This is a genomic window from Gimibacter soli, from assembly GCF_028463845.1.
GTDB lineage: Bacteria > Pseudomonadota > Alphaproteobacteria > Sphingomonadales > Kordiimonadaceae > Gimibacter > Gimibacter soli.
Window position 1 is genome coordinate 2,427,484 of the sequence record NZ_CP116805.1, and the last position, 26,459, is coordinate 2,453,942.

Genomic DNA, 26,459 nt, shown 5'->3' on the forward strand with positions numbered 1-26,459 from the left:
GTTAACTCGTCTGGCGGGACAGCCCAGCATTGATCGGGCTGCCGTCACATCCTTTCAGGGAGATCATCTCATGCGCTTTGCCCATTTCCCCACCCTTCTGGCAGGGCTTTCGATGGCCGCGATTGCGGCAACCACTGCTCACGCTGACGAAGGCGTCTATGCCGGTTTTGAACTCGGCGGCAGCTTCGCCGGTGAAAACGAATACCAGACCCCGAACAGCGGGATGCGTATTTCCGACGAAAAGAACATCGGTTTCGTGACCGGTGCTTTCGTTGGTTACGACGATGGCGACAAGTGGCGTACCGAATTCAGCTATTCGTACCGCCGCAACACCCTTGAGTCGTTCGACATCCTGAACCCCGGCGCGATCCCCTTCGGGACCAACACGCGCGACGGTGGTTACCAGCGCTCGCACGCGCTGATGATCGGCGCGAAATACAATGTCGCCACCTTCGGTGACTGGAAAACCTACATCGGCGCAGGCCTTGGCCTCGCACGCCTCGAGCTTGATGCCTATCATATCGGCAAGGTCAATGTGATCGACGAGTCCGATTGGGAAGTCGCCGGTCAGCTGAGCGCCGAAATGGTGAAGCCGATTTCCGACGATATGGAATTCAGCGCCGGCTACCGCTACTTCCGCTCGGCCAAGGCTGATTTCGCTTCTGTGGATGGCCCGGCAAGCTTCGGCTTCTCGGCCCACGAAGCCTTCGCCCGCCTGACCTGGAAGTTCGGCAAGAAAGCCGCGCCGAAGCCCGAGCCGATGCCCGAGCCGGCACCGATGCCCGAGCCGAAGCCTGAGCCCGCTCCGGCACCGGCGCCTGAACCGGCACCGCTTCCGGGTCCGTTCATGGTCTTCTTCGACTGGGATCAGGCCACCATCCGTGGTGACGCCGAGCCGATCATTGCTGCCGCTGCCAAGGCCTTCCTTGAGCGCGGTGCAGTCGAGATCGTCTCGAACGGCCACGCCGATACGTCGGGTGCCCTCACCTATAACGACAAGCTGTCGCTGAAGCGCGCCGAAGCCGTGAAAAACGCCCTCGTCGCCCGCGGTGTTCCGGCCGACAAGATCGACGTGAAATATTTCGGCGAACGCGCCCTGCTCGTTCAGACCGCCGACAACGTCCGCGAGCCGCAAAACCGCCGCGTGGAAATTGTCCTCGGCGAATAAGCCGACACCATAGCGAATACGAAAAGGCCGGGATTTTCCCGGCCTTTTTCTTTTTTCGCTGCCGCCATCTATGAAAATTCATAGTGGCATGGGCCTTGGTTTCGCATGTAGCATCGGTTGCAGTATGAAGCGGGTCGATTGTCGGCCGGTCGTCTTCATTCCTGTCCGGCATAGCCAGCTGGCCATGAATGCAGCATCGGAGCGAACTGTATGAAGCGTTCCCTGAAATCCGCATGGCCACAACTGGCCCTTCTCCTGTCAGCGTCCGTCATCACGCCGATACCAGCCGAGGCGCAATCGTCAAACGGACCGCTTCCCACCTATCCAGCGTCACATCAGGGCCTTTATGACAATCTGAACATCCTGAATACCGCGCCGATCCCGGCGCCGCCCGAGGATGCCCCTTCGAGCCCGTTTCTCGATATGCAGTGGGAAAGCCCCTTGGTGCAGGCCATGCTTGACCGCCCCATTGGCGTTTGTCAGGCGGACGCGAACCCGTATGCCCAACCGGTCGACAACCCGCGCGAAGCCGGGCTGACGAGCCCGCAGACCGCGGGGCCCAGCCTCCTCCGGGGCCTGTTTTATCTGGCCTATGACTATTATGGCATGGGCCTCAATCACTATTTCATGCTGCGGCACGACGTGATGTATGACCGCGAAAAGCTCGAAGCCGCCAAAAAGGCCATGGGCTATAAAGATCCACCCTTCGCGCCTGCCAAAACACAAGCAGTCCCTTATCCAAAGGACGGTCTTGCGCTGCAACCGGTGCCGCCCGGCAAAGGCAACATCGAGATACCCGAGGTCGTTCCCACCAAAAATGGCCCGGAGTGGAGCAGTTTCGGCACCAGGGTCAGTTTCCGTCACACCATCCTTGATCCCTTCGACCTTTCGCTGGTGGCCGACACGTTGGACGAATTTGTGCTGCGGCAGCTGGTGACGCCTGAAAATGCGCAGTCCGCAACAGCCCCGCTTGTGGTGCGGAATGTTCACGGCCCCAACCGCTTTGGCAGCTTCAAGGTCAAGTCAGGCCAGAATGTGCCGGTCGGGCTCAACCATCTCTCGCGCCTTTCTTACCCCGGCGTCGCTTACGCGTGCGACCGCAGCAGCGACGCTGCCTGCGACCGGCGGGGAGACACCGGCAATCCGGTGCCGATAACCGATCATGCCCATTATTCCTACGTCGGCGTCCACATGCCTCTCGAATATAGTTTCTGGCCTGCCAAAAACCGGATCAGCTTCCCGCCGCCTTCCGTGCTGCGGCTGGACACGCCCATGGTGTGCGCCCAGTGGCGCTGGGCACAGGAACGCAAGCATGCAGGGCAGGAAACCGAGGCCGACAAGCTTCTGGAAGCCCTGATGAAGCGCGCTAGGGTCGATGACCGTCGGGTGGTTGTGAAGCAGAACGCCAAATATCCCGGTGTCGCCCTCCACGAAGAACCGACCGACAATTTCTGGATCATTCCGGGAAGGGGGCTTTGACATGATGAAGAACCATCTCCTGCGCACCGCTTTCATCGCCGCCTTCCTCGCCCTGCCGGGTGCCGCCAACGCAGACAGCGGCATCAGCAAGTCAACTGCCCGTGCGCTTGATGAAATCTACAATACGCGGTACGGCGACCTGAAACCGTCCGACCAGAAGAAGGTGGATGCTGCCGTAGCAATCTGGACCGATAAACAACTGGCAGCCTTCAAGGCGCAACTTGAGGCCACCCCCTGCCTAATGCCCTATGTGAACCAGCCATCACGTCAGCTGCACGGTGACCCAGCCCCCACCCCGAAGGGCGAGGCGTGCGACGCGGGCCGGCGCACCCTTGGGGCCTTTAAATATGCCAAGTCCACCGAAGGCTATGAAAGCATCTACGGCTCAAAAGGATTTCGAACCGGCAGCCAGCGCTTCATCAAGAAGAAGGATATCCGCAACCCCGACTGGCCGGGGAATTTCCCTGCGGTCCTGAAAGCTGTGGAAGCCCGACTGGCACCGCTTGCCAAACAAAGCTTCGAAAACTATTCCCCCTATGGCGGCGAGTTCAGTGCCGACATGCGCCATTATGCGGCCAACTCCAGAACCAGCGTCAGGGGGACGGAGTATCTGCTGCGGGATGGGCGCACCATCCTTGGCGTGCAAAGCAAAGCCTATAAAAGCGACCGCCACTGTACGCGCGGCGAATGCGCAGGTGGCAACAATTACAGCCACGTCATTGCCTTCTATGTCTTTGATGTGCGGCGCGTGCCGATCATGAGCTATTGGGGGCGGACTATCGACACCAGCCTCCATCAGGAGCGCCACTTCAGCGCCTTTTTCGATGCACCCTATCACCATTATCTGCGCCAGTGGGAAGGCGTGTCGATCACGGACAAAACGCCGCGGCGCGATGGCGGCAGCCCGTTGCTGATCGGCCGGCGTGCCGATCCGCGACTGCTGGACCCGGCGTATGTGAAAGCAATCGAACTTGAGCCGGAACTTGAGCAGCTTGGCCGACACCTTGCCCAGATCCGTTGGGCGCGGATCGGGTTCGTCAACGACAATATGACCCGCCGTGGCAATCAGGCCGCCTCACAAGCCAACTCGACGGCCGACCAGCTGAACGCCAGTATCGCGCGCGACTGGAAGCGCGATCAGGCCGAATGGCGGGCCAGCATGGGGATTGGCGAGAATGACAACCCGATCGCAGCCGGGATCGTTGCGGGGATCAACAGCGCCGCCCAGCAGCAAGCCTTCTGGAACGCACGGGCAGCCGAAGCCCAGTCGCGCTACTTCATGGCGCAATATGGCTGTCAGGCCGGCTATTGTGCCGGTGGCGGCGGTCACGGCAGGCATCATGGCGACCGTGACAGGGACCGGGATCACGACGACGATAGGCGTGGTCACGACCGCGGCCGCAACGAAGATCGCAGCGAAGGAACCCAAGCCAGCAAGCAGCAGGCATCCGGTTCCTCCTCGTCTGGCAACGGCTCAAGCTCCGGCAATGGCGCACGGCTGACGCAGGAGCGCGGTGCCGCGCCTGCCCCCATTACAGGCTCGTCATCCTCTGCACCTTCCACGCCGCCCGCCGCAGAACAGGCACCAACCCTACGGACCGAACTTATCGGCACGGAACCCGCGTTCGGCGGCACACAGGCGATGGCTTGTGCGGCGGCGAAACGGCTACCGCCGAAACGCAGCACGCCCGGCAACAGTAGCCTGCAGTTCACCGGTAAAATCATGGAAGAATGTGGCTGTCAGGACAGCACACGGGGCATCAACGAGAATATCGCCCGTAACCGGCGCATCATCGCGAAACGGCAGGAGGAACTGGCCAATACGCAGAATGACGCCTACCGCCGGCAAGCCGAACTCAGCATCCAGCATGCCGAGGGTGAAATTGCCGAGCTTGAGGAACAGCTTCGCACAAAGGCATGGCGGTGCACCGCCACGCACGAGGCGAAGGTTTCATCGTCTAACGTTAGGTGAATTAGCGCCCGGTCGGCGTCGTGGCGCTTGCCACGGCGGTGGCAGGGCAGGCTTTACCGATGCGCTGGTAGCTGACAGGCATGAGATCGAGAAGCGGCAGGGCTTCGCGCGCCGAACCGCCTTCAAGCGATGCGACCTTCAGCATCTCGCCGCAAAAATCGGCGACTTCCCAGCTACCCAGGGAAATCAGGTTGGCCTGCGCTACCAGATAGCTGTCGATCGTGGTGCGGCCATCGCGCTTCAGGAAACCGCTGAGGGTGCGATAATTGTCGGTGAATTCGGCGCGGTGATTGGTCACGAAGCCATTATAGAATTCAGCGAGCGCCTTGGTATGCGAATGGCGGCACTGCAGGGCGGCCACCATGAACTGGGTCTGCACAAAGCGGATCTTGTCGGCGCGTTCTTCCTTGGGATTCAGGCACGACTGCCCGCCCGCGATTGCCGGTGCTGCCGTCATCATGGCTGCTACCGCCGTCGCCAACGCGGCCTTCGCCGCCCGATACGCAAACTGTTTCATGGATTCCGCCCCTGCCTGAGCCTTATTGCTGCCTGAAAGCAAGCCTGCCCTTAGAGTGTTAATGATATCTTAAGGGCACAATTAACAGCAAGTTCGAACTGACGATGCGGTGAAATCCGGCAGATTCTTCGGCGCCCACCTTGCCAAACTGCCAAAAATCCTTAGGGTCGCCGGAATAACAAATTTACGGGGGAATTGACGTGACAGCCACAGAACCGACGGTACAGACAGGCGAGCCGATGCATCGCCAGCTCTGGTTCCGCGTGCTGGCCGGGCTTGTGCTTGGAGGGTTTGTCGGCACTTTGATGGGACCAGATCTCGGCCTGATGGATCAGGGGATCGCCTTGCAGATCGGCGAATGGCTGGCCCTGCCCGGCCGCCTGTTCCTGACCCTTCTCAAATTCATCGTCATCCCGCTCGTGATATCGAGCGTGATGCTCGGCATTTGCGACGGCAACGACATCAGGGCCATTCGCACGCTTGGCAGCGGCCTTGTCTATTTCGTCATCACCACGACGATTGCCATCATCATCGGCTTCACCATCACCGGCCTTATCCAGCCGGGCTCGCAGATCGACAGCAGCCAGCTTGGCGCTGTTGTGCGGCCTGACATCGTTGCCCCGAATGTGGGTGGCGGCTCGATCCCTTCCACGATTGTCAGTGCGATCCCGACAAACCTTGTCGAGCATATGGTCAAATCCGACATGCTGCAGGTGGTGATTGCCGCCGTCATCTTCGGCCTTGCTCTCCTGAAAATGCCGAATATCGAAGGCCGCCCGATTGTCGACCTGATGCGTTCCACGCAGCAGGTCTGCATGACCATCGTGATGTGGCTGATGAAATTCGCCCCCGTTGTGGTGTTCGGCCTGATCGCCAATACGGTGATCACCATGGGCTTTGGCGCCATCAGCGCGGTTTCGCTATTCTTCCTGACCGTGATCCTTGGCCTTCTCGCCATGATCGCCGTCTATATGTTCCTCGTGTCCGTCGTTGGTGGCCGTAATCCCGTTACCTTCATCCGTGACTGCCGCGATGTGATGGTGCTTGCCTTCTCCACCTCGTCGTCGTCGGCCACCATGCCGGTGACGCTGCGGACAGTGGAAGAAGTCCACAAGATCCGCCCGACTGTCGGCCGCCTGGTCATTCCGCTTGGCACCACGATCAATATGGACGGCACCGCCATCTATCAGGCGATTGCCGCCCTTTTCATCGCGCAGGCCTACGGTATCGATCTCACCACCTTCCAGATGGTGTCGATCATCGTGCTGTCGATCGCGGGCTCCATCGGCACGCCGGGCATTCCGTCGGCGGGTATCCCGATCCTTGCCGCCATTCTGGAAAGCCAGAATATTCCAGTGGAAGGGATCGCGCTGATCCTGGGCGTTGACCGCCTGCTGGACATGAGCCGTACAGTTATCAACGTTGTGGGCGACATGACGGCAGCCGCCGTGCTCGACCGCCTGTTCGGCCACAAGATGGAAGGCGATGCCGCGCCCGACAATCCCGCCTGAGGCACAAACTTGCCTTTTGGCTTATCATTCGCGGCGCCGGGTGCTATATGCCCCGGCGTTTCGCTTTATGTTAGTGTTTGAAGTCAGCCTGCGGAAAGGATGCACACCCATGACCGAGAAGAAAAAAGCCGTCGTTCTCCTCTCCGGTGGGCTCGATTCCGCGACGGTTGTCGCCATGGCGCAGGCGGATGGCTTTGACGTGCATGCCCTGTCGTTCCGCTATGGCCAGCGCCACAGCGTTGAGCTTGATGCCGCTGAACGCGTCGCCCGCCAGCTCGGGGTAAAGGAACACAAGATCGCGACGCTCGACCTGCGCCTGTTCGGCGGCAGTGCGCTGACCGCCGATATCGATGTGCCGAAGGACCGCGACGAAAGCGCCATGACCGCTGACATCCCGGTCACCTACGTGCCGGCGCGCAACACGATCTTCCTGTCGTTCGCCCTCGCCTATGCTGAAACAGCCGGTGCTCGCGACATTTTCATCGGCGTCAATGCGCTTGATTATTCAGGCTACCCGGATTGCCGCCCGGACTATATCGCGGCTTATGAGAAGATGGCGAACCTCGCCACACGGGTCGGCGTGTCTGATACCGAGCACCCGTTGCATATCCAGACCCCGCTCATCGACCTGACGAAAGCCCAGATCATCGCCGCCGGCACCAAGCTTGGCGTGGACTATAGCCTGACCATCAGCTGCTATGACCCCGACCCCGCCGGCCATGCCTGCGGCCACTGCGACAGCTGTCTTCTGCGGAAGAAAGGTTTCCGCGAAGCCGGGATCGACGACCCGACCCCTTACCAGCAAGGGGCGTGAACGTGGCCAAGGTCTATACGGTCAAGGAAATCTTCTACACACTGCAAGGCGAAGGCGGCAATGCCGGGCGTCCCGCCGTGTTCTGTCGTTTCTCAGGCTGCAACCTGTGGACCGGCCGTGAAGAAGACCGCGCTGAGGCCATCTGCCAGTTCTGCGATACCGATTTCATCGGCACCGACGGCGAAGGCGGCGGCAAGTTCCGCAGCCCCGAAGCGCTCGCTGACGCTGTGAAGACGGCATGGACCGGAGGCCCCGGCGGTGTGCCGCTGGTGGTCTGCACGGGCGGCGAACCGCTCCTGCAGCTGGATACGCCGATGATCGATGCCTTTCACGCAGCAGGCTTTGAAATCGCGGTGGAAACCAACGGGACGATCGAGCCGCCTGCCGGGATCGACTGGCTGTGCGTCAGCCCCAAGATCGGTTCTGAAATGGTCGTGAGAGGCGGGCAGGAACTGAAGCTCGTCTATCCGCAAAAAGGCGGTGATCCGGCCCAGTTCGAGCATCTTGCGTTCGAACGATTTTACCTGCAGCCGATGGATGGTCCCGAGGCCCTTGAAAATACCACATTAAGTGTGGACTATTGCAGACGCCACCCCAAGTGGCACCTTAGCCTTCAGACACACAAATATCTCGGGATTCCATAATGCAGAACGAGCCGGTCGAACATTTGCCCCATGCCCCAGGCGATGAAGAGGCAGATGCCGGCATCTCTCCCTGGATCATCGGCGGCATTGGCGCCGCCCTTGTGTTTTCGCTCGGCCTCTTTTTCATGGGCGGCGAAGATACGGGCGAACCCAGCTATGATGCCGAAGCCGATGTCGCCGCCCTCACCGCCGTCGCCGAAGGCTTTGCCGAAGACTGCCTGAACACGGCGCCAGCCGACCTTGGCATGCGGATCAACGCTGAACCCCGTGATTACGCCCAGATGCGCGGCGCGGGCCGGCCCGGCGAAACCCGCTACCGTCATCTGTCGCTTGAGCGGCAATCCGGACTGGATGTCACGATGCGTATCGCCCCCGGCTTCTGGTGTGGCATGGCGGCGGGGCCTGATATGGCGCACCATTATGATGAATGGCGCGATGCGGTGCTGCAGGCGGTGCGCGGCTACCAGCCGGTAAAAATCGGCGAGCAGACCACCGCTTTCGGTTCATTCGAAGAATATGACCTCGGCCGCCGCCAGAACTGGCGCCTGCGCATCTTCGACGGCCGCAATGAAACCGCCCAGTTCGTCAGCGCGCGGGTCTTTGCCTATGACCCGGCGACGCAGGAACCGCGCGAGCCGCTCGCCGAGGTCACGAAAGAGAATTAACCCCGGCCGCGATAGGGCGCCACGCCCTGATCGGGCAGCCAGACGCCTTCAGGCAGCTTGCCCTTCTGCACAAACACATCGATCGGGATGCCGCCGCGCGGATACCAGTAGCCGCCGAAGCGCAACCATTTCGGCTTCATTTCCTCGAACAGACGTTCGGCGATGCCCACGGTGCAATCCTCATGGAATGCCCGGTGGTTGCGGAAGGACTGCAGGAACAGCTTCAGCGACTTGCTTTCGACAAGCGTTTCACCCGGTACATAATCCAGCACCAGATGCGCAAAATCGGGCTGGCCGGTCACCGGGCAGAGGCTCGTGAACTCGGGGCACGTGAAGCGCACCAGATAATCGGTGTTCGGGCGCGGGTTCGGCACATATTCGAGGACGGCTTCCTCGGGCGTTTGCGGAGTCGCCGACTTGCCGCCAAGCTGGCTCAGGCCTTCATAGATATTCTGCGACATCGCGTGTCTCCTTCAAAAATTCCAGACTTCCATACGCCTTGCAGCGCCGCCTGTCAAAGCGCGAAACGGCAGCCATTCCAAAGCCTTGTACGACCCTTTTCATGCGACACAAAGTTGCGCCATGTTAGGGTTTTGTGAACTTTTTGTTCAGTCGATGTTAAGGCCAAAGCGCTATAGTCAAGTCATCGGATCAAGAAATGATCCCCGGCAGATCGTAGTCGAAAGTAGCCGGAAAGGAGAAGAAAATGGAACACATTCAGACCGCAACTTTTGCCCCTGGCCAGGTGGTTCGCCACCGTCGCTTCGGCTACCGCGGCCTCATCTTCGATGTGGATGCAATGTTCAGCCAGTCTCCCGAGTGGTACGAAATGATGGCACAGTCGCGTCCCAGCAAAGATCGGCCCTGGTATCACGTCCTGGTGGACGGCGAGACCCACACGACCTACGTCGCCGAAGAGAATCTTGAGCTGTGCGGGCATACCGACGAGTTTGACCATCCCCTTCTGTCGTCCCTGTTTGATATGGCCGACAATGGCGATTTCGCCAGCCGTGTAAGCGTGAACTGACACCTTCCTCCCCCCGCAAGGTCAGTTCCAGTTGGCTGGTACGTGATGGGGATGCACCCTCCCCCGGTGCATCCCCATTCATGTTTCAAGTGGCCCGCCCAGGCTTGATTTTCTTGTGCAATTCACAACAAGTCCCCTGTTGAACCTTGGGCTGTGGCGGCCTAGTCTTTGGCATTCGCCGAAGGATGCCCACCCATGCCGCCGAGCCTACCCACCCCCATCGTTTCGCCCGACTGGCTGATCCAGCATCTGGATCATCCGTCTGTTGTGGTGATCGACGCCAGCTGGCACATGCCCGATGCGGGCCGGAAAGGCGCCGACGATTTCGCACGCCGCCACATACCCGGCGCCCGTTTCTTCGATATCGATGCGGTTTCCGACGTCTCGTCACCCTATCCCCACATGCTGCCATCGCCTGCGGATTTCGCCGCTGCCGTCGGTGCGCTTGGCATCAGCAACGACAGCCTTGTGATTGTCTATGACGACAGCGCCGTGCGTTCTGCTGCACGCCTGTGGTGGAGCCTTCGCGCCATGGGGCACGACACCGTTGCCGTATTGTTGGGCGGGCTTGCCGGCTGGATCGCTGCCGGTGGCACCGTGACCGACGCACCAGGCGAGATCACGCGCCGCACTTTCGTGCCCGACTTCCAGCCCGGCCTTGTCCGCAGTCGTACCGACGTGCTGGCTGCCCTCGACAACATCCAGATTCTGGACGCCCGCGCCGCCGCGCGGTTTGAGGGCAGTGTGCCGGAGCCGCGCCCGGGCTTGCGGTCGGGTCATATCCCCGGCGCGCGCAACCTGCCCTTCGGCCAGCTTTTCAACGCTGACGGCCACCTGAAATCTGCCGATGATCTGCAATCGGCTTTCGATGCTGCCGGGATTGATACCGGCAAGCCGGTGATCACCAGTTGCGGGTCAGGTATCACGGCCAGCGTGCTGGCACTGGGTCTCGCCACCCTTGGCAGAGACGACACCGCCGTCTATGACGGCTCCTGGACGGAATGGGGCAGCGACCCCGACCTGCCCCTTGAAACGGGCACCGCTTCGACAAAGTAGGGACTGATGAGCGACAACAAGAAATCGACAAAAATCGAAACACGGCTGATCACCGACGGTCGCCGGGACGAATGGACCCACGGCATCGTCAATCCGCCTGTCTACCGCGCCTCTACCTGCCTTTTTGACAGCTACGCCACGATGCGCGAGCGCGCCAAGGATCCGGCGGCACGGCACCTCTATTATGGCCGCAAGGGTACACCGACACAGTGGTCGCTCGAGGAAGCCCTGACCGACCTTGAAGGCGGCGCCGGCACCAAACTTTACCCCTCGGGCGTCGCTGCTGTGAACAGCGCGATCCTAGGCCTTGTCTCGGCCGGCGATCACGTACTGATGGTGGATAGCGCCTACGAGCCGACCCGTGCGTTCGCCCGCAGCATCCTCCAGCGCTTTGGTGTGGAAACAAGCTTCTATGACCCGATGGCGGGCGAGAATATCGCTGCCGACTTCCGCGAGAACACCAAGCTCGTGGTGGCTGAAAGCCCCGGCTCGCTGACCTTCGAAGTACAGGATATTCCGGCGATTGCCGCCGTCTGCCGCGACAAAGGCGCGTGGCTCCTTGTCGATAACACATGGGCGACACCGCTTTATTGCAATCCGCTGGCGCTTGGCGCCGATGTCAGTGTCCATGCCGTCACCAAATATATCGGCGGGCATTCAGACCTGATGATGGGGTCGGTGACCGCCAACGAGCGCGCCTATCCGCTGATCGAAAAGGCCGCTTTCTCGCTCGGCCAGACCGTCTCGCCCGATGATGCCTTCCTCGCCTCGCGAGGACTGCGCACACTGGCTGCCCGCCTGAAAATCCACGAGGAAAAGGCGCTCACCGTCGCCCGTTGGCTGCGTGAACGCCCAGAAGTCGCCAAGGTGTTGCATCCGGCCTTCGAGGATTGCCGCGGCCATGCCATCTGGAAACGCGATTTCAAAGGCTCAACCGGGCTGTTCTCGGTGATCCTGAAGGACGGTACCGATGCCGATACCGCCCCGATGGTGGATCACATGCGCCTGTTCCGCATGGGCTTTTCGTGGGGCGGCTATGAAAGCCTGATCCTGCCATCGAACCCCGCCGGCAGCCGCAGCGCCACGCACTGGGCGGCCCCCGGCCCGCTCCTGCGCCTGCATATCGGGCTTGAAGATACCGACGACCTGATCGCCGACCTCGCCGACGGGCTCGACCGTTACCGGGAGCATATGGCACGCAAATGATCGGCCCCATGGAAAGTGCCGCACTGATCCTCAGCCTCAAGGTCGCGGGGGCGGCAACGCTCGTCAGCCTTCCGCTCGCCGTTCTTCTCGCCTACGGGATGGCGCGCCGCGATTTCAGGGGCAAGACAATTGCCGACATTTTGCTGCATGTGCCGCTTGTGGTGCCGCCTGTCGTTGTCGGCTATCTACTGTTGATCGCCTTTGCCCCCAATGCGCCTGTCGGCCACTGGCTGGAAGAGGCGGGCCTTGGCGTCGCCTTCCGCTGGCAGGGAGCAGCGCTTGCCAGCGGCATCATGGCCCTGCCCCTGATGGTGCGCAGCATCCGGCAAGCGTTCGAGGCAGAACCGCCGATCTACCGCGAAGTCGCCGCCACACTAGGCGCAGGTGCCTTTGCGCGCTTCTGGCGCGTTTCCCTGCCGCTTGCGGCCCCGGCTATCGCCACCGGCACACTTCTGGGCTTTGCCCGTGCCATCGGGGAGTTCGGCGCCACCATCACCTTTGCCGCCAATATTCCGGGCCTGACGCAGACCCTTCCGCTGGCGCTCTATAGTGCCGCACAGATACCGGGCGGCGAGGCTGAAGCCGCACGGCTGGCGCTTCTGTGCCTGCTGCCTGCTGTTCTGGCCCTTGTAGCCTCCGAAATGCTCAGTCGCCGCGCCCGGCGCCGTACGGGGCTCACATCATGAGCGGGCATCGCCTGACCGCCGATCTCGCCTGGCATACCGGCAGCGCCGAAGGTTCTGCCCGTTTCACGCTTTCAGACGGGATCACAGCGCTCGTCGGTCGCTCGGGATCGGGTAAAACGACCCTCGCCCGCGTGCTCGCAGGCCTGCACCCGGCAACGCGCGGTAATATCAGCCTTGATGGCAGCATGCTTTATGACGGGCAAACGGGCGTCAGCCTTGCCGCTGGCAAGCGCGGCATCGGGCTGGTGCCGCAGGGCTCGTCCCTGTTTCCGCACCTGACAGTCGCCGCCAATATCGATTTCGCCCGCGCCCCGCGCCCGGCGTGGCGGGACGACCTGATCGACCGGCTGGGGCTTGCGGGCCTGATGGACCGCCGCCCGCACCAGCTGTCTGGCGGTGAAGGGCGGCGTGTGGCCATCGCCCGCGCCCTGATGGCAAACCCGCGCCTCCTTATCCTTGACGAGCCGACCACAGGGCTGGACCCGGCCCGCCGGCGCAACATGCTGGAGGCCGTCGGCTATGTTGCCTCGCTCACCAAAACGCCGGTGCTGCTGATCAGCCACGAACGCGAGGATATCCAGACAACCGCGACCCACGCCCTTCTGATGGAGGACCAGCATCTTGTTGCCGCCGGCGCTGTGCCGGATGTGATTGCCCGGATGGACGCAACCCCGTAACTTTCGTTGGCTTGCCAGTGCCACCCTCTTGTCGGACACTGGCAGATCATAAAAACGGGGAGGAATTCCAATGAAAAGAACAACAGGGGTCAACCGCCTGATCAAGGCAGCCCTTCTGGGGACAACGCTTGCCTTCGCACCGATGATGCACGGGGCGATGGCCGAGGATGCACCGGGCCAGATCCGCTGGGACCTGAGCGACCTTTACCCGAGCGTGGAGGCATGGAACGCCACACGCGAGCAGGTGCTGAAGGACGTGGCCGCCTACAGTCGCTTCCAGGGCAATCTCGGCAAAAGTGCCGCAGCCCTCGCCGATGCGCTGGATGAAGTGAACCGGATCGAGAAAGAGCTGGCGCGGATGTATATCTACACCTCGCTCGGTTCCGACGAGGATCTGCGCGACGCCAAGGCGCAGGAGCGTTTTTCCCAAGCCCGCACCACCTATGCCGAGTTCGGCCGTGCCACCGCCTTCATGGCGCCGGAGCTGCTGACTGTCGGCACGAAAAAGATCGAAGGCTATATAAAACGTGAGAAGCGGCTGGAAAAGCATGCCTTCTTCCTGCGCGATACACTGCGGCAGGAAAAATACACGCTGGGGCTTGAAGCCGAAGGCGTGCTCGCGAACGCATCCGAAGTGACGGGCGGTGCTGGCAATATCTATAACCTGCTGACCTCGGCGAATATCGCATGGCCGACCGTGAAGCTTTCAACGGGCGAGGACGCAACGCTCAGCCAGGCGGGCTATTCCAAATACCGCGCCGTGCAGAACCGCGAAGACCGCAAGCTTGTTTTCGATACCTTCTGGCAAACCTGGAAGAATTACGAGGCAACCTTCGGCCAGACGCTCGACACGCTCGTCAAGGGCCACACCTTCTATGCCAAATCGCGGCACTATCCGAACGCGCTTTCCTATGCTTTGTCCGGCCCCAACATCCCGGAGGAGGTATACCGCACGCTCGTTAAATCGGTGAACGAGAGCCTGCCTTCGTTCCACCGCTATCTGAAGCTGCGCCAGCGCATGCTCGGCCTCAGCGACATGCGCTATTATGACATCTATCCGGAAACCACCGCGCTTGACCGTGAATTCAGCGTGGATGACGCGAAGAAGCTGACCCTTGAATCCCTCACTCCCTTTGGCGAGGAATATCTGGGGCTTCTCAAGCAGGGCTTCGATGCTGACTGGATGCATGTCTATCCGCAGCCCGGCAAGCGGTCCGGCGCCTATATGAACGGCGCTGCGTATGACGTGCACCCCTATGTTCTCCTCAATTATAACAAGGGGTTCGAGGACGTTTCGACCTTCAGCCACGAGTGGGGCCATGCTGTCCACACACTCTTGTCCCGTGCCGCCAACCCGTACGAAACCTACAGCTACCGCACCTTCACGGCGGAGCTTGCCTCCACCACGAACGAGGTGCTGCTGCAGGAACATCTGCTGAAGGGCGACCTGTCGGACGAGGAACGGCTTTACTATATCGACCGGGCACTGGAAGGCATCCGCGGCACCCTCTTCCGCCAGACCATGTTTGCGGAGTTCGAACTGAAAATCCACGAAGTGGTCGAGGCCGGTGAGCCGCTTTCGGGCGAGAAAATGACCGCCATCTATCTCGATCTCCTGAAGCGCTATCACGGCGACGCCGAGGGCGTGATGAAGATCGACGATCTTTATGGCATCGAGTGGGCCTATATCCCGCACTTCTACCGGAACTTCTATGTGTTCCAGTATGCCACCAGCATCTCGGGCGGTACCATGTTCGCCGAACGCATGCTGAACGGCGACCCCAAGGCACAATCGGATTACCTGAATGTGCTGAAGGCGGGCGGCTCGCGCTATCCGTATGAAATGCTGAAAGAAGCCGGCGTCGATCTGGCAAGCGAAGCACCGTACCAGACGATCGTTGCCCGCATGAACCGGCTGATGGACGAGGCAGACGCCATCCTCACCCGCATGGGCAAATAATCGCCACACTTGGGCGCGAAGGTTTCGGGGCGGCAAGGGCGTACCATCGGTATGTCTGCCGCCCCGAATGCATTCGAGAGGAAGGCCCGATGAAAAGCCCTGCCCCTGCCCGCTTTGTCGGTCGTTTCGGCCTTGGCGCACGCCCCGGTGACGCCAGCGCCATCGCCGCAGACCCGCTCGGATGGACATTGGCCCAGCTTTCGGACAAGCCCGATGACCGGCGCGCCTTCGATGGCCGCCCGGCGAGCGACAAGCTCCTTGGCGACGTCTTCATGTTCCAGCGTGAATTGCTGAAAGCTCGCAAGGAGAAGGTGGACGACAAGGAAATGGCCGCCAAGGTGATGGACCGGAAGGACTTCCGCGACATCTATCTTGCCGATGTGGAAGCGCGGCTGACGCAAGCCGTGCTGACCGAAACACCGGTGCAGGAACGGCTGGTGCGCTTCTGGTCCAACCATTTCACCGTGTCCGCCGAAAAGCTGGTGGTGCTGACCGTTACCGGCGCGTTTGAGCGCGAGGCGATCCGCCCGCACCTGAACGGCCACTTCCGCGATCTGCTGCAGGCTTCGACCGCGCATCCCGCCATGATCCTCTATCTCGATAACGACCGCTCTGCCGGGCCGAACAGCATGGCCGGGCGGCGGCGCGATCTCGGCCTCAATGAAAATCTGGCGCGGGAAATACTGGAACTGCAGACGTTGGGGGTGAACGGCGGCTACACTCAGGCCGACGTCACCGCCTTCGCCCGTATCCTGACCGGCTGGACAGTCAGCCGCCCGATCCTTGGCGGCACCGGCAGGTTTGTCTATGTCGACCGCATGCATGAGCCCGGTGATCATGCGGTGCTTGGCAAAACCTATCGCGGCGAAGGTGACGCGCAAACGCGTGCCGTGCTTGCCGATCTGGCCGTCCACCCCGCCACCGCAAGTTTTATCGCCCTCAAGCTGGCCCGGCATTTCATCGCGGATACACCGCCCGATGACGTGGTTGCGGCCCTCGCCAGTACCTTCATGGAAACCGACGGGCATTTGCCAAGCGTCCACAAACGGCTCTTTGAACTCGCCGCCCCGCTGCTCGACGACACCCGAAAGGTTCGCCCGCCGGAGGATTATGTGGTGGCAACGCTGAGGGCACTGAAAATCGACCCTGCCGACAAGACCCGCAAGATATTCGCCGTGCTCCGCGACATGGGCCAGCGCCCGATGGTGCCGCCGGGGCCTGACGGCTGGCCGGACACCGCGAGCGAGTGGCTTTCCGGCCAATCGCTGATGACGCGGATCGACTGGGCCTCCGCGCTGGCCGAGCGCGTCACCCGCGTTGATTCCCGCGCACTCGCTGGTTTCCTTTGGGGAGATGCGCTTTCCGAAAGCACCCGCACCTCCATCGCGCGCGCAGAAAGTGGCCATCAGGCCCTGTCGCTGCTCCTTGCTGCACCGGAGATGATCTATGCGTGAAGATGCCCTTTTGAACCGTCGCCGTTTCCTCGCCCTCACGGGTGCGACCGCCGCGCTTACGCTTTTCAGCCCGCACTTGATGGCCAATGAGCCCGGCGAAGCGCCTCGCTTTGTCTTTTTGCTGCTGCGTGGTGGCATGGACGGCCTTTCCGCAGTGCCCATGCTTGCCGACCCGGCCTTCGCCGGACTGCGCGGCGTGCTGGCGGAAGAGGAAACGGCAGGCCTGCCCCTTGACGGTGGCTTTGCCTTGCACCCCAAGCTTGCCACGCTTCATGCCCTTTACGGCGCAAAGGAAGCCACGATCTTTCACGCAGTGGCCGGCCCCTATCGCAGCCGTTCACATTTCGACGCGCAGGACATGCTGGAACAAGGCATCGCTGCTCCGGCCACCAGCGACGGTTTCCTTGCCCGGATGATCAATAATGACGGTGCGACCAAGGCCGTGGCACTCGCCGAGACCATGCCGCTGGCGCTGAGGGGCGGCGAAAGAGCCACAAGCTGGGCACCAACGCTGATCCCGGAAGCGAGCCCCGACATACTGGACCGCCTTGACGACCTTTATGCTGGAGATGCGCTTCTGGAAGCTGCCCTCCAACAAATGCTGGAAAACGAAGCCGTCGGATCGGGCATGGGAGGCAAGATGAATGGCGGGCGAGGCAATATCGTCACGCTGGCCGAATCCGCGGCCCGCTTCCTGACGGTCGAAGGCGGGCCGAATGTTGCTATGCTCGAATTCGGCGGCTGGGACACCCACACTGGCCAAACCGCACGCCTGAACCGGCAGTTCGCCGCCCTCGATCAGGCGATTGCTGCCCTCAAAGCCGGCCTCGGAGCTACATGGCAACGCACCGCCATCATTGTCGCCACCGAGTTTGGCCGCACTGCCGCCGTGAACGGCACACGCGGCACCGATCATGGCACGGCGGGGGCTGCATTCCTCTTCGGAGGAGCCGTTGATGGTGGCAGGGTCATTGCTGACTGGCCAGGCCTTGGCGGCGCGATGCTGTATGAAGGGCGCGATCTGATGCCGACGCTTGATCTGCGGGCCATCCTCAAGGGCGTGATGGCCGATCACATGAAGGTCGCCGGGCCGAAGCTTGATCTGGATATTTTCCCGGACTCCGGCACGGTGAAGCCGCTATCCAGCCTCATCCGGGCCTGATCAGAGGCTTTTCACCGCAGCGGCTGCCGCCGAGCCGAACTCGCGCCGGGCGAGGATCGCAAGTATGAACAGGGTTGAGGCCACATAGAAGACCGGGCCAATGAACCAGCCGACGGTCGCGAGGCCAAAGAAGATCGCCCGGATACCCCGGTTGAAATGCAGGCCGCAAAGGGTGTTCAGACGGGCCGCCGCAGCAACGCGCTGCTGGTCGGCCTCGCTCGGCTCCGCCAGCGCGAACCCGAAGCCGCCCAAAAGGATCGCACAATAATGCGACAGGCGGATCGCCCAGGCGAATTTGAAAAAGGCATAGATGAAGATCGCCAGAAGCACGGCGAGCTTCACCATCAGCTGTTCAGGCGAACTTGGGGTCGCGAAGGGCATGCGGGCGAGCGCCCCCGCCAGCGCCTCATTATAGCCCATCGCCGCAAACAGGCCGCCGATCACGATGATCGACGTGGAGGCGAACATATTCATGCCGCTCATCAATATCTGCAGGATGCCGGTATCGAGGATGCGCAGGTCGCGCCGGAAGGCTTCCTCGAACCAGCGCTGGCGCTGGCGTTCCATCGCGGCGGCAATCGAGCGCGGCCGCAGGAAGCTTGCATCCGTCAGCAAGGTATAGCCCGCCCAGACAAACAGGAAGAAGGCGAGCGCTTCATAATCGGATAGACTGAAAATGGCGAGCAGCCGGTCCATCGTTCACAATCCCCCTGATGATCTTTTCTGGTGTGGCTTCAGACGACAACGATCACATCATTGGCGTCGGCGCTCGTCAAGCCCACGAGCCGCACCCAGTCGCCGCCGCCGAGGTCAATGACAAGCCCCCATGAATCCTGTGTCATCGCAGCACGCGCGGCCGCCTCGCTGGCGAAGCCGCCTGTCAGGCCTGAGAAGTCAAGAATATCGCGGCTTGTGTCGAAATCAGTGATCCGGTCCCCGCCGGAATTGTCCGCGAAGATGTAGGTATCCGCTTCCGAGCCGCCGGTCATGGTGTCATGGCCGGTCCCGCCGATGATTGTATCACGGCCCGGGCCGCCGATCAGCCGATCGTCACCGGCGCCGCCGTCCAGCAGATCAGCCCCCCAGATACCCGAGAGGAAATCGTCACCGGCGTCGCCGTACATTCTGTCGAAACCTTGCTGGCCAAGGATGCGGTCGTCACCATCACCGCCGCTCAATGTATCCCCGCTGTGCCCACCGCGCAGGGTATCGTCGCCAGCATTGCCAAGAAGCGTGTTGGCCTGCTTGTTGCCGATCAATGTATCATTGCCGCTGGCGCCGGAGGCCTTCTCGATCCATGTGTCCGGTGCGATGAAGACGGTCTCGTTCTCCCGGTAGTTTGTGCTGCGGCTGCTGTATGTCACTACGGTCCCGATATCGGACCATGTGCCGGGGATGAGCGAGATGGTCACGTCGTCAGGGCCATTCGTGACGCTCAGGGTATCAATGCCACCAGCATCCCATATCGTTGTCAGGTGACGTTCGGAGAGGTCGAAATTATAGGTATCGGCTCGTCCCGTCGTCACCGTATCAGTGCCATACAGGGCCTGCAGTGCCATGATATCAAGATACATATAGCCGTCTGGCTCGAGATCGGTCCACAGCGCCTCGCTGTAGCGTGCCGACACATTGTAGCTCATCACCGTATAGTCGTTGCCGTCATATCCGGCTGCCAGCACGGGGAACTTGCCTTCTGCCTCATGGGGGTGCTTCAGACCCAGCGCGTGACCGAGTTCGTGATAGATCGTCGTTTCGAAATAGGCGTCGCTTTCGCTGAGCGTGCCGCTGATCAGCCAGATATCACCGGCCACTGGTGCGGAGGTCGGATAATAGGCCCAGGCCAGCGTTTCATCGTCAACATAGTCGGTCCAGGCCATGCGGATGGTGCCCGCCAGGGTGCCCGTATCGCTGACTTCCGTGAAAGACGCGTTGGTGTAGCGTTCGATATCATCAAGTGCCTGACGCAGCACGTCAGCCTGAGACGCCGTCACTGGGTGCCAACCGCTGTTGACCTCGGAATCAGACGCGCCGTAGCCCAGATTGAAACTGGTCGCAAAAGTGCTGCTCGCGCCCGGAATGCTGAAGCTGATATCAACTGCGCCATTGGCGTCCGTTGAATAGCGCACGCCATACAGAAGGCCATTCACCAGCGGGTCGCCTGAAAGACCAACACTTTCAACAAAGGGACGCGAACTGATCGAGGTATCGGGCATTATGTCTGATTTTCCCTACTTATCCGGAACAAGATTGATCCGGGGATCAGGCTCATATTGCAGCCCAATTCCCGCACCCTGCCATCAAACATCAAGCAAACGTCCTGTAAAAGGGTTAAGGCGCAGATATTTTATAACGGCATATGTCCCTGCAATGTTTCTCCACAGGGTGGCAATCGTCACGCCGACCGCCAGCCCGATCAGCCCCCAGAACTGCGCCATGGTCCAGCCGAACGCGACAAGGAGGACGGTGCCGACGAGAGCGTTCCGCAGGGAAATCTTCTCATGTCCGGTAACAGCCAGAAGTGTGCCGACATTCGACATCAGCACGATGGTCAGCTGCGAGATGACAAGTACATGGACAACAGGAACAGCCCCCAATGTCTCCTCGTTCACGATGGCGAGCAGTGGCTTGACGAGAAGAACGATCAGAAGTGCTGCAGGAATGGCCAGCCCGAGCGTCATCTTGGTGATCGAACGACAAAGATGCCCCAGCGCTTCGCGGTCTCCTGCCTTGTGCGCTGCGGCCAGTTTTGGGGCAAAAACCGAATTGAGGGCCGCAAGTATCAGCGTAAGGCTGCCACTGACCTGCCATGCGATCCTCATCTGGCCAGCTTCGGCTGCACCGAAACTGGTGGCGGCGACGGCGAGCGCGAACCATTCGGCGAATACCAGCGTAAGCCCGACCCCGAGAAGCGGCAGGCCACTCTTGATCATCGCCCCGATTGCCGGCTCTTCCTTTTCCCCCGGCGCCAGAGCCAGCCTCAGGCAAAAGAAAAGGCCGACAAGGGTGGCTGATGCAGCAACCACGATATTGATGATCAGGAGTGCATTTACCTCGTTGTACCAGCCGAAGATCATCACGAAAGCGAGTGCTGTCGGTACGAACAATGTTTCCAGGCACTGCCCCAGCAAAAAACGGCGCTGCGACCTGAGTACCGCGCTTACAAGGCGTTCCGACGAACGTACGACGATAACAAGTACAAGCAAGGCGCCCCACTCAATCGGGATGACCCCTCCGAACAGGGTATCCCACAAACGGCTGCCGCCCAGCCAGAACAACAGGCCAATGGCTGAAGTGGTCGACAGTATGAAGAGCACAAGTCGGCCAAGAATGCTGACGGTGAGGTGCCCCTTGCCATCCGATGCGGGTGTAAGAAAGCGGATCGATGAAAGGTCAATACCGCCAAGTGCCAGAACAGCCAGCAACATGCCTGTCTGCGTCACGAGCGCATATTGCCCGTTGGCCTCGGCGCCCAGACGATGCGCAATCAGGAATGTGACAGTGAATCCAAAAGCAGTAGCAACGGCGCGAACAGCAAGCGCACTGATGGCGGAGGTCAACAGCCTCATATAGTCGGGTGTCCTTTACTCAGCGCTCGTGGAAAGCGTTCGTGAAATTACTGAGAAGGGGTTGCAGCAGATAAAGCAGCACAGGCTGCTTGGCGGTTTCGACGATCACCTGAACAGGATAACCCGGCTGCAGGGTTTCCCCTTGCTCCAGATTGGCGAGGCTTGATGCATCGAAGCCGATGGTGATCGGGTAATAGTCGGTGCCGGTGCGTTCGTCCTTCACGATGTCGGGCGACACGGTCAGCACCTTGCCTTCGATTGTCGGTGTCGAACGGCTCTTGAAGGCAAGGACCGAAATGCGCGCATGCAGGCCGGGGCCGATGTTGGCGGCGTCCTTTGCCTGCAGCTGACCCGTGACCACAAGCTGTGCACCTTCCGGCACCAGTTCCATTGCAGCGGCAGCGGCCGGCAGCACACCACCCACGGTATTGACCTTCATATTCATGACGGTGCCGTTCCTGGGGGCACGCATCACCGCACGGGAACGCTGGTCCTCGGCAAGCCGCACCGCGGCGTTAAGTGCCACCAGATCAACAGTTGCCGCCTGAATGGTCTTGGCGATTTCCTGAGCGCGCTCGGAGCGGAATTTGTCAAGCTCCACGCGGGTGGCAAGCAGTGCCTGCCCCTGTTGCTCCTGTTGGCTCATCAGGCCAAGCTGCTCGGAGGCTGCCCCCTCACGCGCGCGCTTCAGCGCAAGGCTCCGCGATTTCGGCGCATAGCCCTTCGCGAGCAAGCCGTCGACGTCGGAAATCTCTTCATCCAGCAGCTTCAGCTGGCCCGCGATATTCTGAAGTTGCGCCGACGTATTGTCATAGACCTCCTGCGCTGCAGTCACCGCATTCACATAAGCGGCCTCCTGACGGGCATAGAGACTGCGGCGCATCACAAACTGCCGCTCTTCAGCCGCCAGGATATCGGCGACAGCTGCATCATTGAGGCCGGTTGTATCAAGGTTTGAAAAATCGGGCGCATCAAGGCCGTCCAGCTCCGCCTGCAGGCGGTTGCGCTGGGCCGCGAAGGCCAGTTGCCGCGCTTTCACCTCCGCCACACGGGCCTCGGCCGGGCGCGGATCCATCACCAGAAGCGGATCACCAGCGAGCACCTTGTCGCCATTCTTGACGAGAATTTCACGGACAATGCCGCCCTCCAGATGCTGCAGCGTTTCCTTGTCGCCTTCCACAATCACCCGGCCCGTGACAACGGCACCCGTCGAAAGTGGCGCGAAGATCGACCAGGCGAGGAGAAAGCCAAAAAAGGCAAGGATCGTGACCGCCCCGATCCGCACCTTGTCTTCGACAAAAGGAAAGCGGGACTGACGAACTTCCTCGATCAGGGCAGACATCTGGCCGTGCGGTACATCAGTCATCCTGACCTCCCTGCGGCGGCAAGGGCGGCTGTGCCGGGCGCCGCGCGAAGCCTTCCGGTGTCAGCGATGCAGCAGTGTCACCACCGTTGCTGCCGGAACGCTCGGGCAACCGGTTCGCCCCAATCGGCCGCACGCCGGAAATCCCGCTCTGGCGCGGTGCAGGGCCAACCTGACGCGGCGCAACACCAGGCTTGGCAGGACCGGAAAGGCGGCGCAGCACCTGCGCTTTCGTGCCAAACTGGCTGAGGCGGCCACGAACGATCAGCGCCAGTTTGTCAGCACGTTCGATCATCGATTTCTGGTGCGAAATCACGATCACCGTCACGCCACGAGCCTTCTCCTCGTCAAGCGCGCGGATAAGAAGCGCCTCGCTTTCATTGTCCAGATTGAGGTTTGGCTCATCGAGGACAAGAAGCCCCGGTCGCCCACACAAGGCGCGCGCAATGGCAAGGCGCTGCAATTGTCCGCCCGAAAGCGGATGACCCTGATCGCCGCCGATACGGGTGTCGTAGCCCTTGGGCAGTTCCATGATGAAATCGTGCGCACCAATCCGCGATGCGGCCTCGATCACCTGCTCGATCGGCATTTCCTGAAAGCGCGCAATATTCTCGTAGATCGAGCCCGGCAGGAATTCGAGCTTCTGCGGCACATAGCCGACGAAACCGCCGAGTTCATCGCGCGAGAAGTGCGACACCTCGAAATTGCCGAGCATCACAAAGCCTTCAGTCGGATTATAGGCCCCGGAAATCACGCGCCCGAGCGTTGATTTGCCGGAAGCCGATGGCCCGATCACCGTCAGGATTTCACCGCGCACGGCTTCAAGGCTGATGCCCTTGAGGAAAGGCTGCTCGGCACCCGGGAAGGCAAAGCTCATGTCCTGCAGAGTGATATCAACCGGGCCATCCGGGCGGCGGGCGCTCACTTTGCGCTCGCTTTCGGCCGGCAGCGAGTCCCGCAGGCGCGAATAGGAACCAAGTGCCGAGATAGCCTGTTTCCATGCGGTGATCGCCTGCTCGACCGGCGCCAGCGCGCGCGACATGATGAGCGACGCACCGACGATCGCGCCGGGGCTGAGATTGCCGCCGAGCACAAGGATGGCCCCGGTGAACAGCACGGCAAGCTGCAGGATCATCCTGAAGGTCTTGAAAAGCGCCAGATTGGTCGCGGCACGGGTGGAGCTCGTATATTGGTCCCGGAGCGCCTTGATATTGTGGGTCAGCCAGCGGTTCATCACCGCGGGCATCATGCCCATCGACTGGATCTCGTCGCTTGAGCGCTGCACCGACCGCACGAAATCACGCGATGTTTCTGCAATATTCTGGGCGTTCGAAAGCACGGCCCGAACCGAATTCTCGTTATAGATGGCAATCCCCAGAAGCACCACTGCGCCGATCAGCGCCAAAAGCCCCAAGGGGACGGCGATCAGGAACAGCACGATGAAATAGAAGACCATCCAGGGGATATCGAAGAGCGCCAGAAGGCCCGGGCTCGACATGAAGGACCGCAAGCGCCATAGGTCTTCCAGACCCTGCGCCTTCACAGGCATCCCGTTATGGAGCGCCATGGCCACGTGCGGAAACAGTTCGACACCGAGGCGCGATTCGAGCCAGCTCGCCGCCCGGTTGAGAATATGGGAGCGCAGTACGTCAAGGGCCGCGGACACGCCAAGCGCCACGACAGCAATCAGGGTGAGCAGATAAAGGCTCGCCGTGTTGCCCGACCCGATCACGCGGTCCAGCAGCGTCATCATATACAGGGGAACGGTCAATTGCAGCAGGTTCAGGACAAGGGAAAAGGCGGCGGCGGCCTTCACAGAACGGCGGCACGCCTGCATCACGGTAACGAACGGTGATGTCTGTTCCGCGATCGCGTCTTCAACCACTGCGGTCTTGAGAAGTTCAGCCACAAGCGATCCCCTGAACTATCCGATGAAGCGGGCACGGCTCCCGCTAACCCTGAACGACCGGCCCGGCCGGCGAAATCTTCGCCTGAATATCAGGCAGGCCCGTCAGCCGAAGCTGGCAAGCATAAGAAGCCTATGCCCGATGCATCCCAAAAGCAAAAACTTATTTGTTTCAGCACCGTTGCCGCCCTCTTCTTCGACAACACTTCACCGATTTACCGTTGAATTCCCTATCTGAATACGGGATAGTATCGTGCGGGGAGCGTTAAGTGTCTGGTAAATTTCCCGAAATCACCTCAATCGCGGGCCATGTAAATCGTGGGCCGCCAACAGGTTCGGTAGAATGACTTGTAAAAATGCATCCTTTTTGACTGCAACCGCCACTTTTGCACTCTTGCTCGGCGCCACGCCGGCAAATGCCCAGCAAGCACAGATTTCAGCAATGAGCGCCCCGCGCGTGGATGGGCTGTCGCTCGCTGCCATGGTTCAGGAAACATACTATGACAACTTCCTGCGCCTTTCCGACATCGAGCAGAGTGCTGACCCCAGCGTCAAGACGTCCGAATTCGTGACGCGCGTGATGGGTGACGTGCAGGTCGGTCGCAACTTCGGACGGCAGCAGGTCAGTGCCGCAGTCCGCACCGGCTACCAGTTCCACAAGGAAAACAGCAATCTCGATAACGATTTCCTCGATGCCCGCGCTGCCCTCAACTGGGCGCTGGGGTCACGCTGCGCCGGCGCCTTTGCCGGCGACTGGGGTCGTCAGCAGAGCGAATTCGAATCGCTCGCCGATATCGTGAAAAGCACGCTGACCGAGAAATCCATCTCCGCCTATGCCCAGTGCGGCGTTGGTGGCCGTTTCTCGCTGGCTGTGGCAGGCGAGCTTGGCGATGCCAGCAACTCTGCCGAGCGCCGCAAGGCGAATGACCACGACGACAAAGGCGCCTATTCGTCGCTGCGTTTCTCTTACGCCCCCGAATCCTACATCGGCGTCAGTGCGCGCTATTTCAAATACGAGTATCCGGAGCGCCCGCTGATCGAAGGCACGCGACCCGCTTTCGAAACCAAGGAACTGATGGCGGAACTGCAGCATTCGCTCGGTGCCCGCATGAAGCTGAGCCTCTCGGGCGGTGCAGTGCAGGTGGATTCCAATTCGACGACCGAGGATCCGGGCACGGGCATCAGCGGCTCGGCAGGTCTGACCTATAATCTCGGCGGTCGCCACGTCATCGACCTGCAGGCCTACAAGTCCTATCAGCCGCTGCAGAACCTCGAGGCCCTCTATTCGAGCACCAAGGGGCTGCAGGCAGCGATCGCTTCCAACTGGTCGCCCACGATCTCGACCAATATCGACGCCGGTTATATTTCGCGCTCCATCGCCTATGCGGATGATTTCGTGCCGACGACCGAAGGCTTGAATACCGGCGACGATACCTTCACCGCCAATGCTTCCATAGGATATACGATTGGCCGCCTGATCATGCTTGAATTCGGCGGGCGCTATATCAAGCGCGATTCCAACGTGTCCTCGTTCGATTATACGGACAAGTCTGTCTTCGTCATGCTTCGCCTGAAATGGGAATGACGACTGGCCGATTGATCGAGCCCCAAATACAGAAAACGTGA

23 protein-coding genes are annotated in these 26,459 nt (G+C 60.9%); 16 read left to right on the forward strand and 7 right to left on the reverse strand.

The genetic code is table 11. The features are described from left to right. Positions 1-70: 70 nt before the first annotated feature. The 3 genes from PH603_RS11425 to PH603_RS11435 all read left to right on the forward strand — a co-directional run bounded on the left by PH603_RS11425 (position 71) and on the right by PH603_RS11435 (position 4,619). Positions 71-1,168: an OmpA family protein gene (locus PH603_RS11425; RefSeq protein ID WP_289502658.1), complete on the forward strand. Its 1,098-nt coding sequence runs from the start codon at positions 71-73 to the stop codon at positions 1,166-1,168. Between the two features lie 210 nt (positions 1,169-1,378). Beyond that, complete coding sequence (locus PH603_RS11430) at positions 1,379-2,647, forward strand: hypothetical protein (RefSeq protein ID WP_289502659.1); 1,269 nt, start codon at positions 1,379-1,381, stop codon at positions 2,645-2,647. A gap of 1 nt (position 2,648) precedes the next feature. Further along, positions 2,649-4,619 (forward strand): hypothetical protein, encoded by a 1,971-nt coding sequence (locus PH603_RS11435; protein WP_289502660.1) that lies wholly within the window; start codon positions 2,649-2,651, stop codon positions 4,617-4,619. A 1-nt stretch (position 4,620) separates the two neighbouring features. On the opposite strand, the gene PH603_RS11440 is transcribed toward PH603_RS11435, so the two are convergent. Then, positions 4,621-5,136 (reverse strand): hypothetical protein, encoded by a 516-nt coding sequence (locus tag PH603_RS11440; protein ID WP_289502661.1) that lies wholly within the window; start codon positions 5,134-5,136, stop codon positions 4,621-4,623. Positions 5,137-5,336: 200 nt separating this feature from the next. Between PH603_RS11440 and PH603_RS11445 the strand changes: the two genes are divergently transcribed. The 4 genes from PH603_RS11445 (at position 5,337) to PH603_RS11460 (ending at position 8,770) form a co-directional block, all read left to right on the forward strand. Further along, positions 5,337-6,647: a dicarboxylate/amino acid:cation symporter gene (locus tag PH603_RS11445; RefSeq protein ID WP_289502662.1), complete on the forward strand. Its 1,311-nt coding sequence runs from the start codon at positions 5,337-5,339 to the stop codon at positions 6,645-6,647. Between the two features lie 109 nt (positions 6,648-6,756). Then, on the forward strand, positions 6,757-7,461 hold the full coding sequence (gene queC, locus PH603_RS11450; RefSeq protein WP_289502663.1) for a 7-cyano-7-deazaguanine synthase QueC: 705 nt from the start codon (positions 6,757-6,759) through the stop codon (positions 7,459-7,461). A 2-nt stretch (positions 7,462-7,463) separates the two neighbouring features. After that, positions 7,464-8,105 carry a 7-carboxy-7-deazaguanine synthase gene (queE, locus tag PH603_RS11455; RefSeq protein WP_289502664.1) on the forward strand — a complete coding sequence of 214 codons (642 nt, stop codon included), beginning with the start codon at positions 7,464-7,466 and terminating at the stop codon, positions 8,103-8,105. Beyond that, on the forward strand, positions 8,105-8,770 hold the full coding sequence (locus tag PH603_RS11460) for a hypothetical protein (RefSeq protein WP_289502665.1): 666 nt from the start codon (positions 8,105-8,107) through the stop codon (positions 8,768-8,770). Before queE ends, PH603_RS11460 begins: the two co-directional genes overlap by 1 nt. Here the strand turns inward: PH603_RS11460 and queF are convergent. Further along, on the reverse strand, positions 8,767-9,231 hold the full coding sequence (gene queF, locus PH603_RS11465; RefSeq protein ID WP_289502666.1) for a preQ(1) synthase: 465 nt from the start codon (positions 9,229-9,231) through the stop codon (positions 8,767-8,769). The genes PH603_RS11460 and queF overlap by 4 nt on opposite strands. 245 nt (positions 9,232-9,476) lie before the next feature. On the opposite strand from queF, the gene hspQ reads away from it, so the two are divergent. From hspQ to PH603_RS11505, 8 genes are all read left to right on the forward strand, one after another. Continuing rightward, positions 9,477-9,797 (forward strand): heat shock protein HspQ, encoded by a 321-nt coding sequence (gene hspQ / locus PH603_RS11470; protein ID WP_289502667.1) that lies wholly within the window; start codon positions 9,477-9,479, stop codon positions 9,795-9,797. 195 nt (positions 9,798-9,992) lie between these two features. Beyond that, positions 9,993-10,853, forward strand: coding sequence for a 3-mercaptopyruvate sulfurtransferase (gene sseA, locus PH603_RS11475; protein ID WP_289502668.1), 861 nt, complete (start codon positions 9,993-9,995; stop codon positions 10,851-10,853). Between the two features lie 6 nt (positions 10,854-10,859). Continuing rightward, the gene (gene metC, locus PH603_RS11480) at positions 10,860-12,059 is read left to right on the forward strand and encodes a cystathionine beta-lyase (protein ID WP_289502669.1); all 1,200 of its coding nucleotides are present in this window, start codon (positions 10,860-10,862) and stop codon (positions 12,057-12,059) included. Further along, positions 12,056-12,745, forward strand: coding sequence for a molybdate ABC transporter permease subunit (gene modB, locus PH603_RS11485; RefSeq protein WP_289502670.1), 690 nt, complete (start codon positions 12,056-12,058; stop codon positions 12,743-12,745). Before metC ends, modB begins: the two co-directional genes overlap by 4 nt. Then, entirely contained in the window at positions 12,742-13,422 is a 681-nt protein-coding gene (locus PH603_RS11490) for an ATP-binding cassette domain-containing protein (RefSeq protein WP_289502671.1), read from the forward strand. Before modB ends, PH603_RS11490 begins: the two co-directional genes overlap by 4 nt. Before the next feature lie 70 nt (positions 13,423-13,492). Beyond that, a complete protein-coding gene (gene pepF, locus PH603_RS11495; protein WP_289502672.1) occupies positions 13,493-15,382 on the forward strand; it encodes an oligoendopeptidase F in 1,890 nt (629 codons plus the stop codon). An 89-nt stretch (positions 15,383-15,471) separates the two neighbouring features. After that, positions 15,472-16,836 carry a DUF1800 domain-containing protein gene (locus PH603_RS11500; protein ID WP_289502673.1) on the forward strand — a complete coding sequence of 455 codons (1,365 nt, stop codon included), beginning with the start codon at positions 15,472-15,474 and terminating at the stop codon, positions 16,834-16,836. Further along, entirely contained in the window at positions 16,829-17,998 is a 1,170-nt protein-coding gene (locus tag PH603_RS11505; RefSeq protein ID WP_289502674.1) for a DUF1501 domain-containing protein, read from the forward strand. Before PH603_RS11500 ends, PH603_RS11505 begins: the two co-directional genes overlap by 8 nt. On the opposite strand, the gene PH603_RS11510 is transcribed toward PH603_RS11505, so the two are convergent. The 5 genes from PH603_RS11510 to PH603_RS11530 all read right to left on the reverse strand — a co-directional run bounded on the left by PH603_RS11510 (position 17,999) and on the right by PH603_RS11530 (position 24,836). Next, positions 17,999-18,694 carry a DUF599 domain-containing protein gene (locus PH603_RS11510; protein ID WP_289502675.1) on the reverse strand — a complete coding sequence of 232 codons (696 nt, stop codon included), beginning with the start codon at positions 18,692-18,694 and terminating at the stop codon, positions 17,999-18,001. A gap of 38 nt (positions 18,695-18,732) precedes the next feature. Next, entirely contained in the window at positions 18,733-20,211 is a 1,479-nt protein-coding gene (locus PH603_RS11515) for a M10 family metallopeptidase C-terminal domain-containing protein (protein WP_289502676.1), read from the reverse strand. Positions 20,212-20,295: 84 nt separating this feature from the next. Continuing rightward, positions 20,296-21,555 (reverse strand): lipopolysaccharide biosynthesis protein, encoded by a 1,260-nt coding sequence (locus PH603_RS11520; protein ID WP_289502677.1) that lies wholly within the window; start codon positions 21,553-21,555, stop codon positions 20,296-20,298. 28 nt (positions 21,556-21,583) lie between these two features. Then, entirely contained in the window at positions 21,584-22,930 is a 1,347-nt protein-coding gene (locus PH603_RS11525; RefSeq protein ID WP_289502678.1) for an HlyD family type I secretion periplasmic adaptor subunit, read from the reverse strand. Then, the gene (locus PH603_RS11530) at positions 22,923-24,836 is read right to left on the reverse strand and encodes a type I secretion system permease/ATPase (protein WP_289502679.1); all 1,914 of its coding nucleotides are present in this window, start codon (positions 24,834-24,836) and stop codon (positions 22,923-22,925) included. Before PH603_RS11530 ends, PH603_RS11525 begins: the two co-directional genes overlap by 8 nt. A gap of 439 nt (positions 24,837-25,275) precedes the next feature. Here PH603_RS11530 and PH603_RS11535 point away from each other — a divergent pair, with 439 nt between their 5' ends. After that, complete coding sequence (locus PH603_RS11535) at positions 25,276-26,418, forward strand: porin family protein (protein WP_289502680.1); 1,143 nt, start codon at positions 25,276-25,278, stop codon at positions 26,416-26,418. The last annotated feature ends 41 nt before the right edge of the window (positions 26,419-26,459 follow it).

Coding starts and splice junctions, on each gene's coding strand:
- PH603_RS11535 (WP_289502680.1), top strand. CDS start 25,276: ATGAGCGCCCCGCGCGTGGATGGGCTGTCGCTCGCTGCCATGGTTCAG.
- PH603_RS11515 (WP_289502676.1), bottom strand. CDS start 20,211: ATGCCCGATACCTCGATCAGTTCGCGTCCCTTTGTTGAAAGTGTTGGT.
- queF (WP_289502666.1), bottom strand. CDS start 9,231: ATGTCGCAGAATATCTATGAAGGCCTGAGCCAGCTTGGCGGCAAGTCG.
- PH603_RS11425 (WP_289502658.1), top strand. CDS start 71: ATGCGCTTTGCCCATTTCCCCACCCTTCTGGCAGGGCTTTCGATGGCC.
- PH603_RS11435 (WP_289502660.1), top strand. CDS start 2,649: ATGATGAAGAACCATCTCCTGCGCACCGCTTTCATCGCCGCCTTCCTC.
- PH603_RS11490 (WP_289502671.1), top strand. CDS start 12,742: ATGAGCGGGCATCGCCTGACCGCCGATCTCGCCTGGCATACCGGCAGC.
- PH603_RS11525 (WP_289502678.1), bottom strand. CDS start 22,930: ATGACTGATGTACCGCACGGCCAGATGTCTGCCCTGATCGAGGAAGTT.
- queC (WP_289502663.1), top strand. CDS start 6,757: ATGACCGAGAAGAAAAAAGCCGTCGTTCTCCTCTCCGGTGGGCTCGAT.
- PH603_RS11460 (WP_289502665.1), top strand. CDS start 8,105: ATGCAGAACGAGCCGGTCGAACATTTGCCCCATGCCCCAGGCGATGAA.
- PH603_RS11500 (WP_289502673.1), top strand. CDS start 15,472: ATGAAAAGCCCTGCCCCTGCCCGCTTTGTCGGTCGTTTCGGCCTTGGC.
- pepF (WP_289502672.1), top strand. CDS start 13,493: ATGAAAAGAACAACAGGGGTCAACCGCCTGATCAAGGCAGCCCTTCTG.
- modB (WP_289502670.1), top strand. CDS start 12,056: ATGATCGGCCCCATGGAAAGTGCCGCACTGATCCTCAGCCTCAAGGTC.
- PH603_RS11505 (WP_289502674.1), top strand. CDS start 16,829: ATGCGTGAAGATGCCCTTTTGAACCGTCGCCGTTTCCTCGCCCTCACG.
- sseA (WP_289502668.1), top strand. CDS start 9,993: ATGCCGCCGAGCCTACCCACCCCCATCGTTTCGCCCGACTGGCTGATC.
- PH603_RS11510 (WP_289502675.1), bottom strand. CDS start 18,694: ATGGACCGGCTGCTCGCCATTTTCAGTCTATCCGATTATGAAGCGCTC.
- metC (WP_289502669.1), top strand. CDS start 10,860: ATGAGCGACAACAAGAAATCGACAAAAATCGAAACACGGCTGATCACC.
- PH603_RS11430 (WP_289502659.1), top strand. CDS start 1,379: ATGAAGCGTTCCCTGAAATCCGCATGGCCACAACTGGCCCTTCTCCTG.
- PH603_RS11440 (WP_289502661.1), bottom strand. CDS start 5,136: ATGAAACAGTTTGCGTATCGGGCGGCGAAGGCCGCGTTGGCGACGGCG.
- hspQ (WP_289502667.1), top strand. CDS start 9,477: ATGGAACACATTCAGACCGCAACTTTTGCCCCTGGCCAGGTGGTTCGC.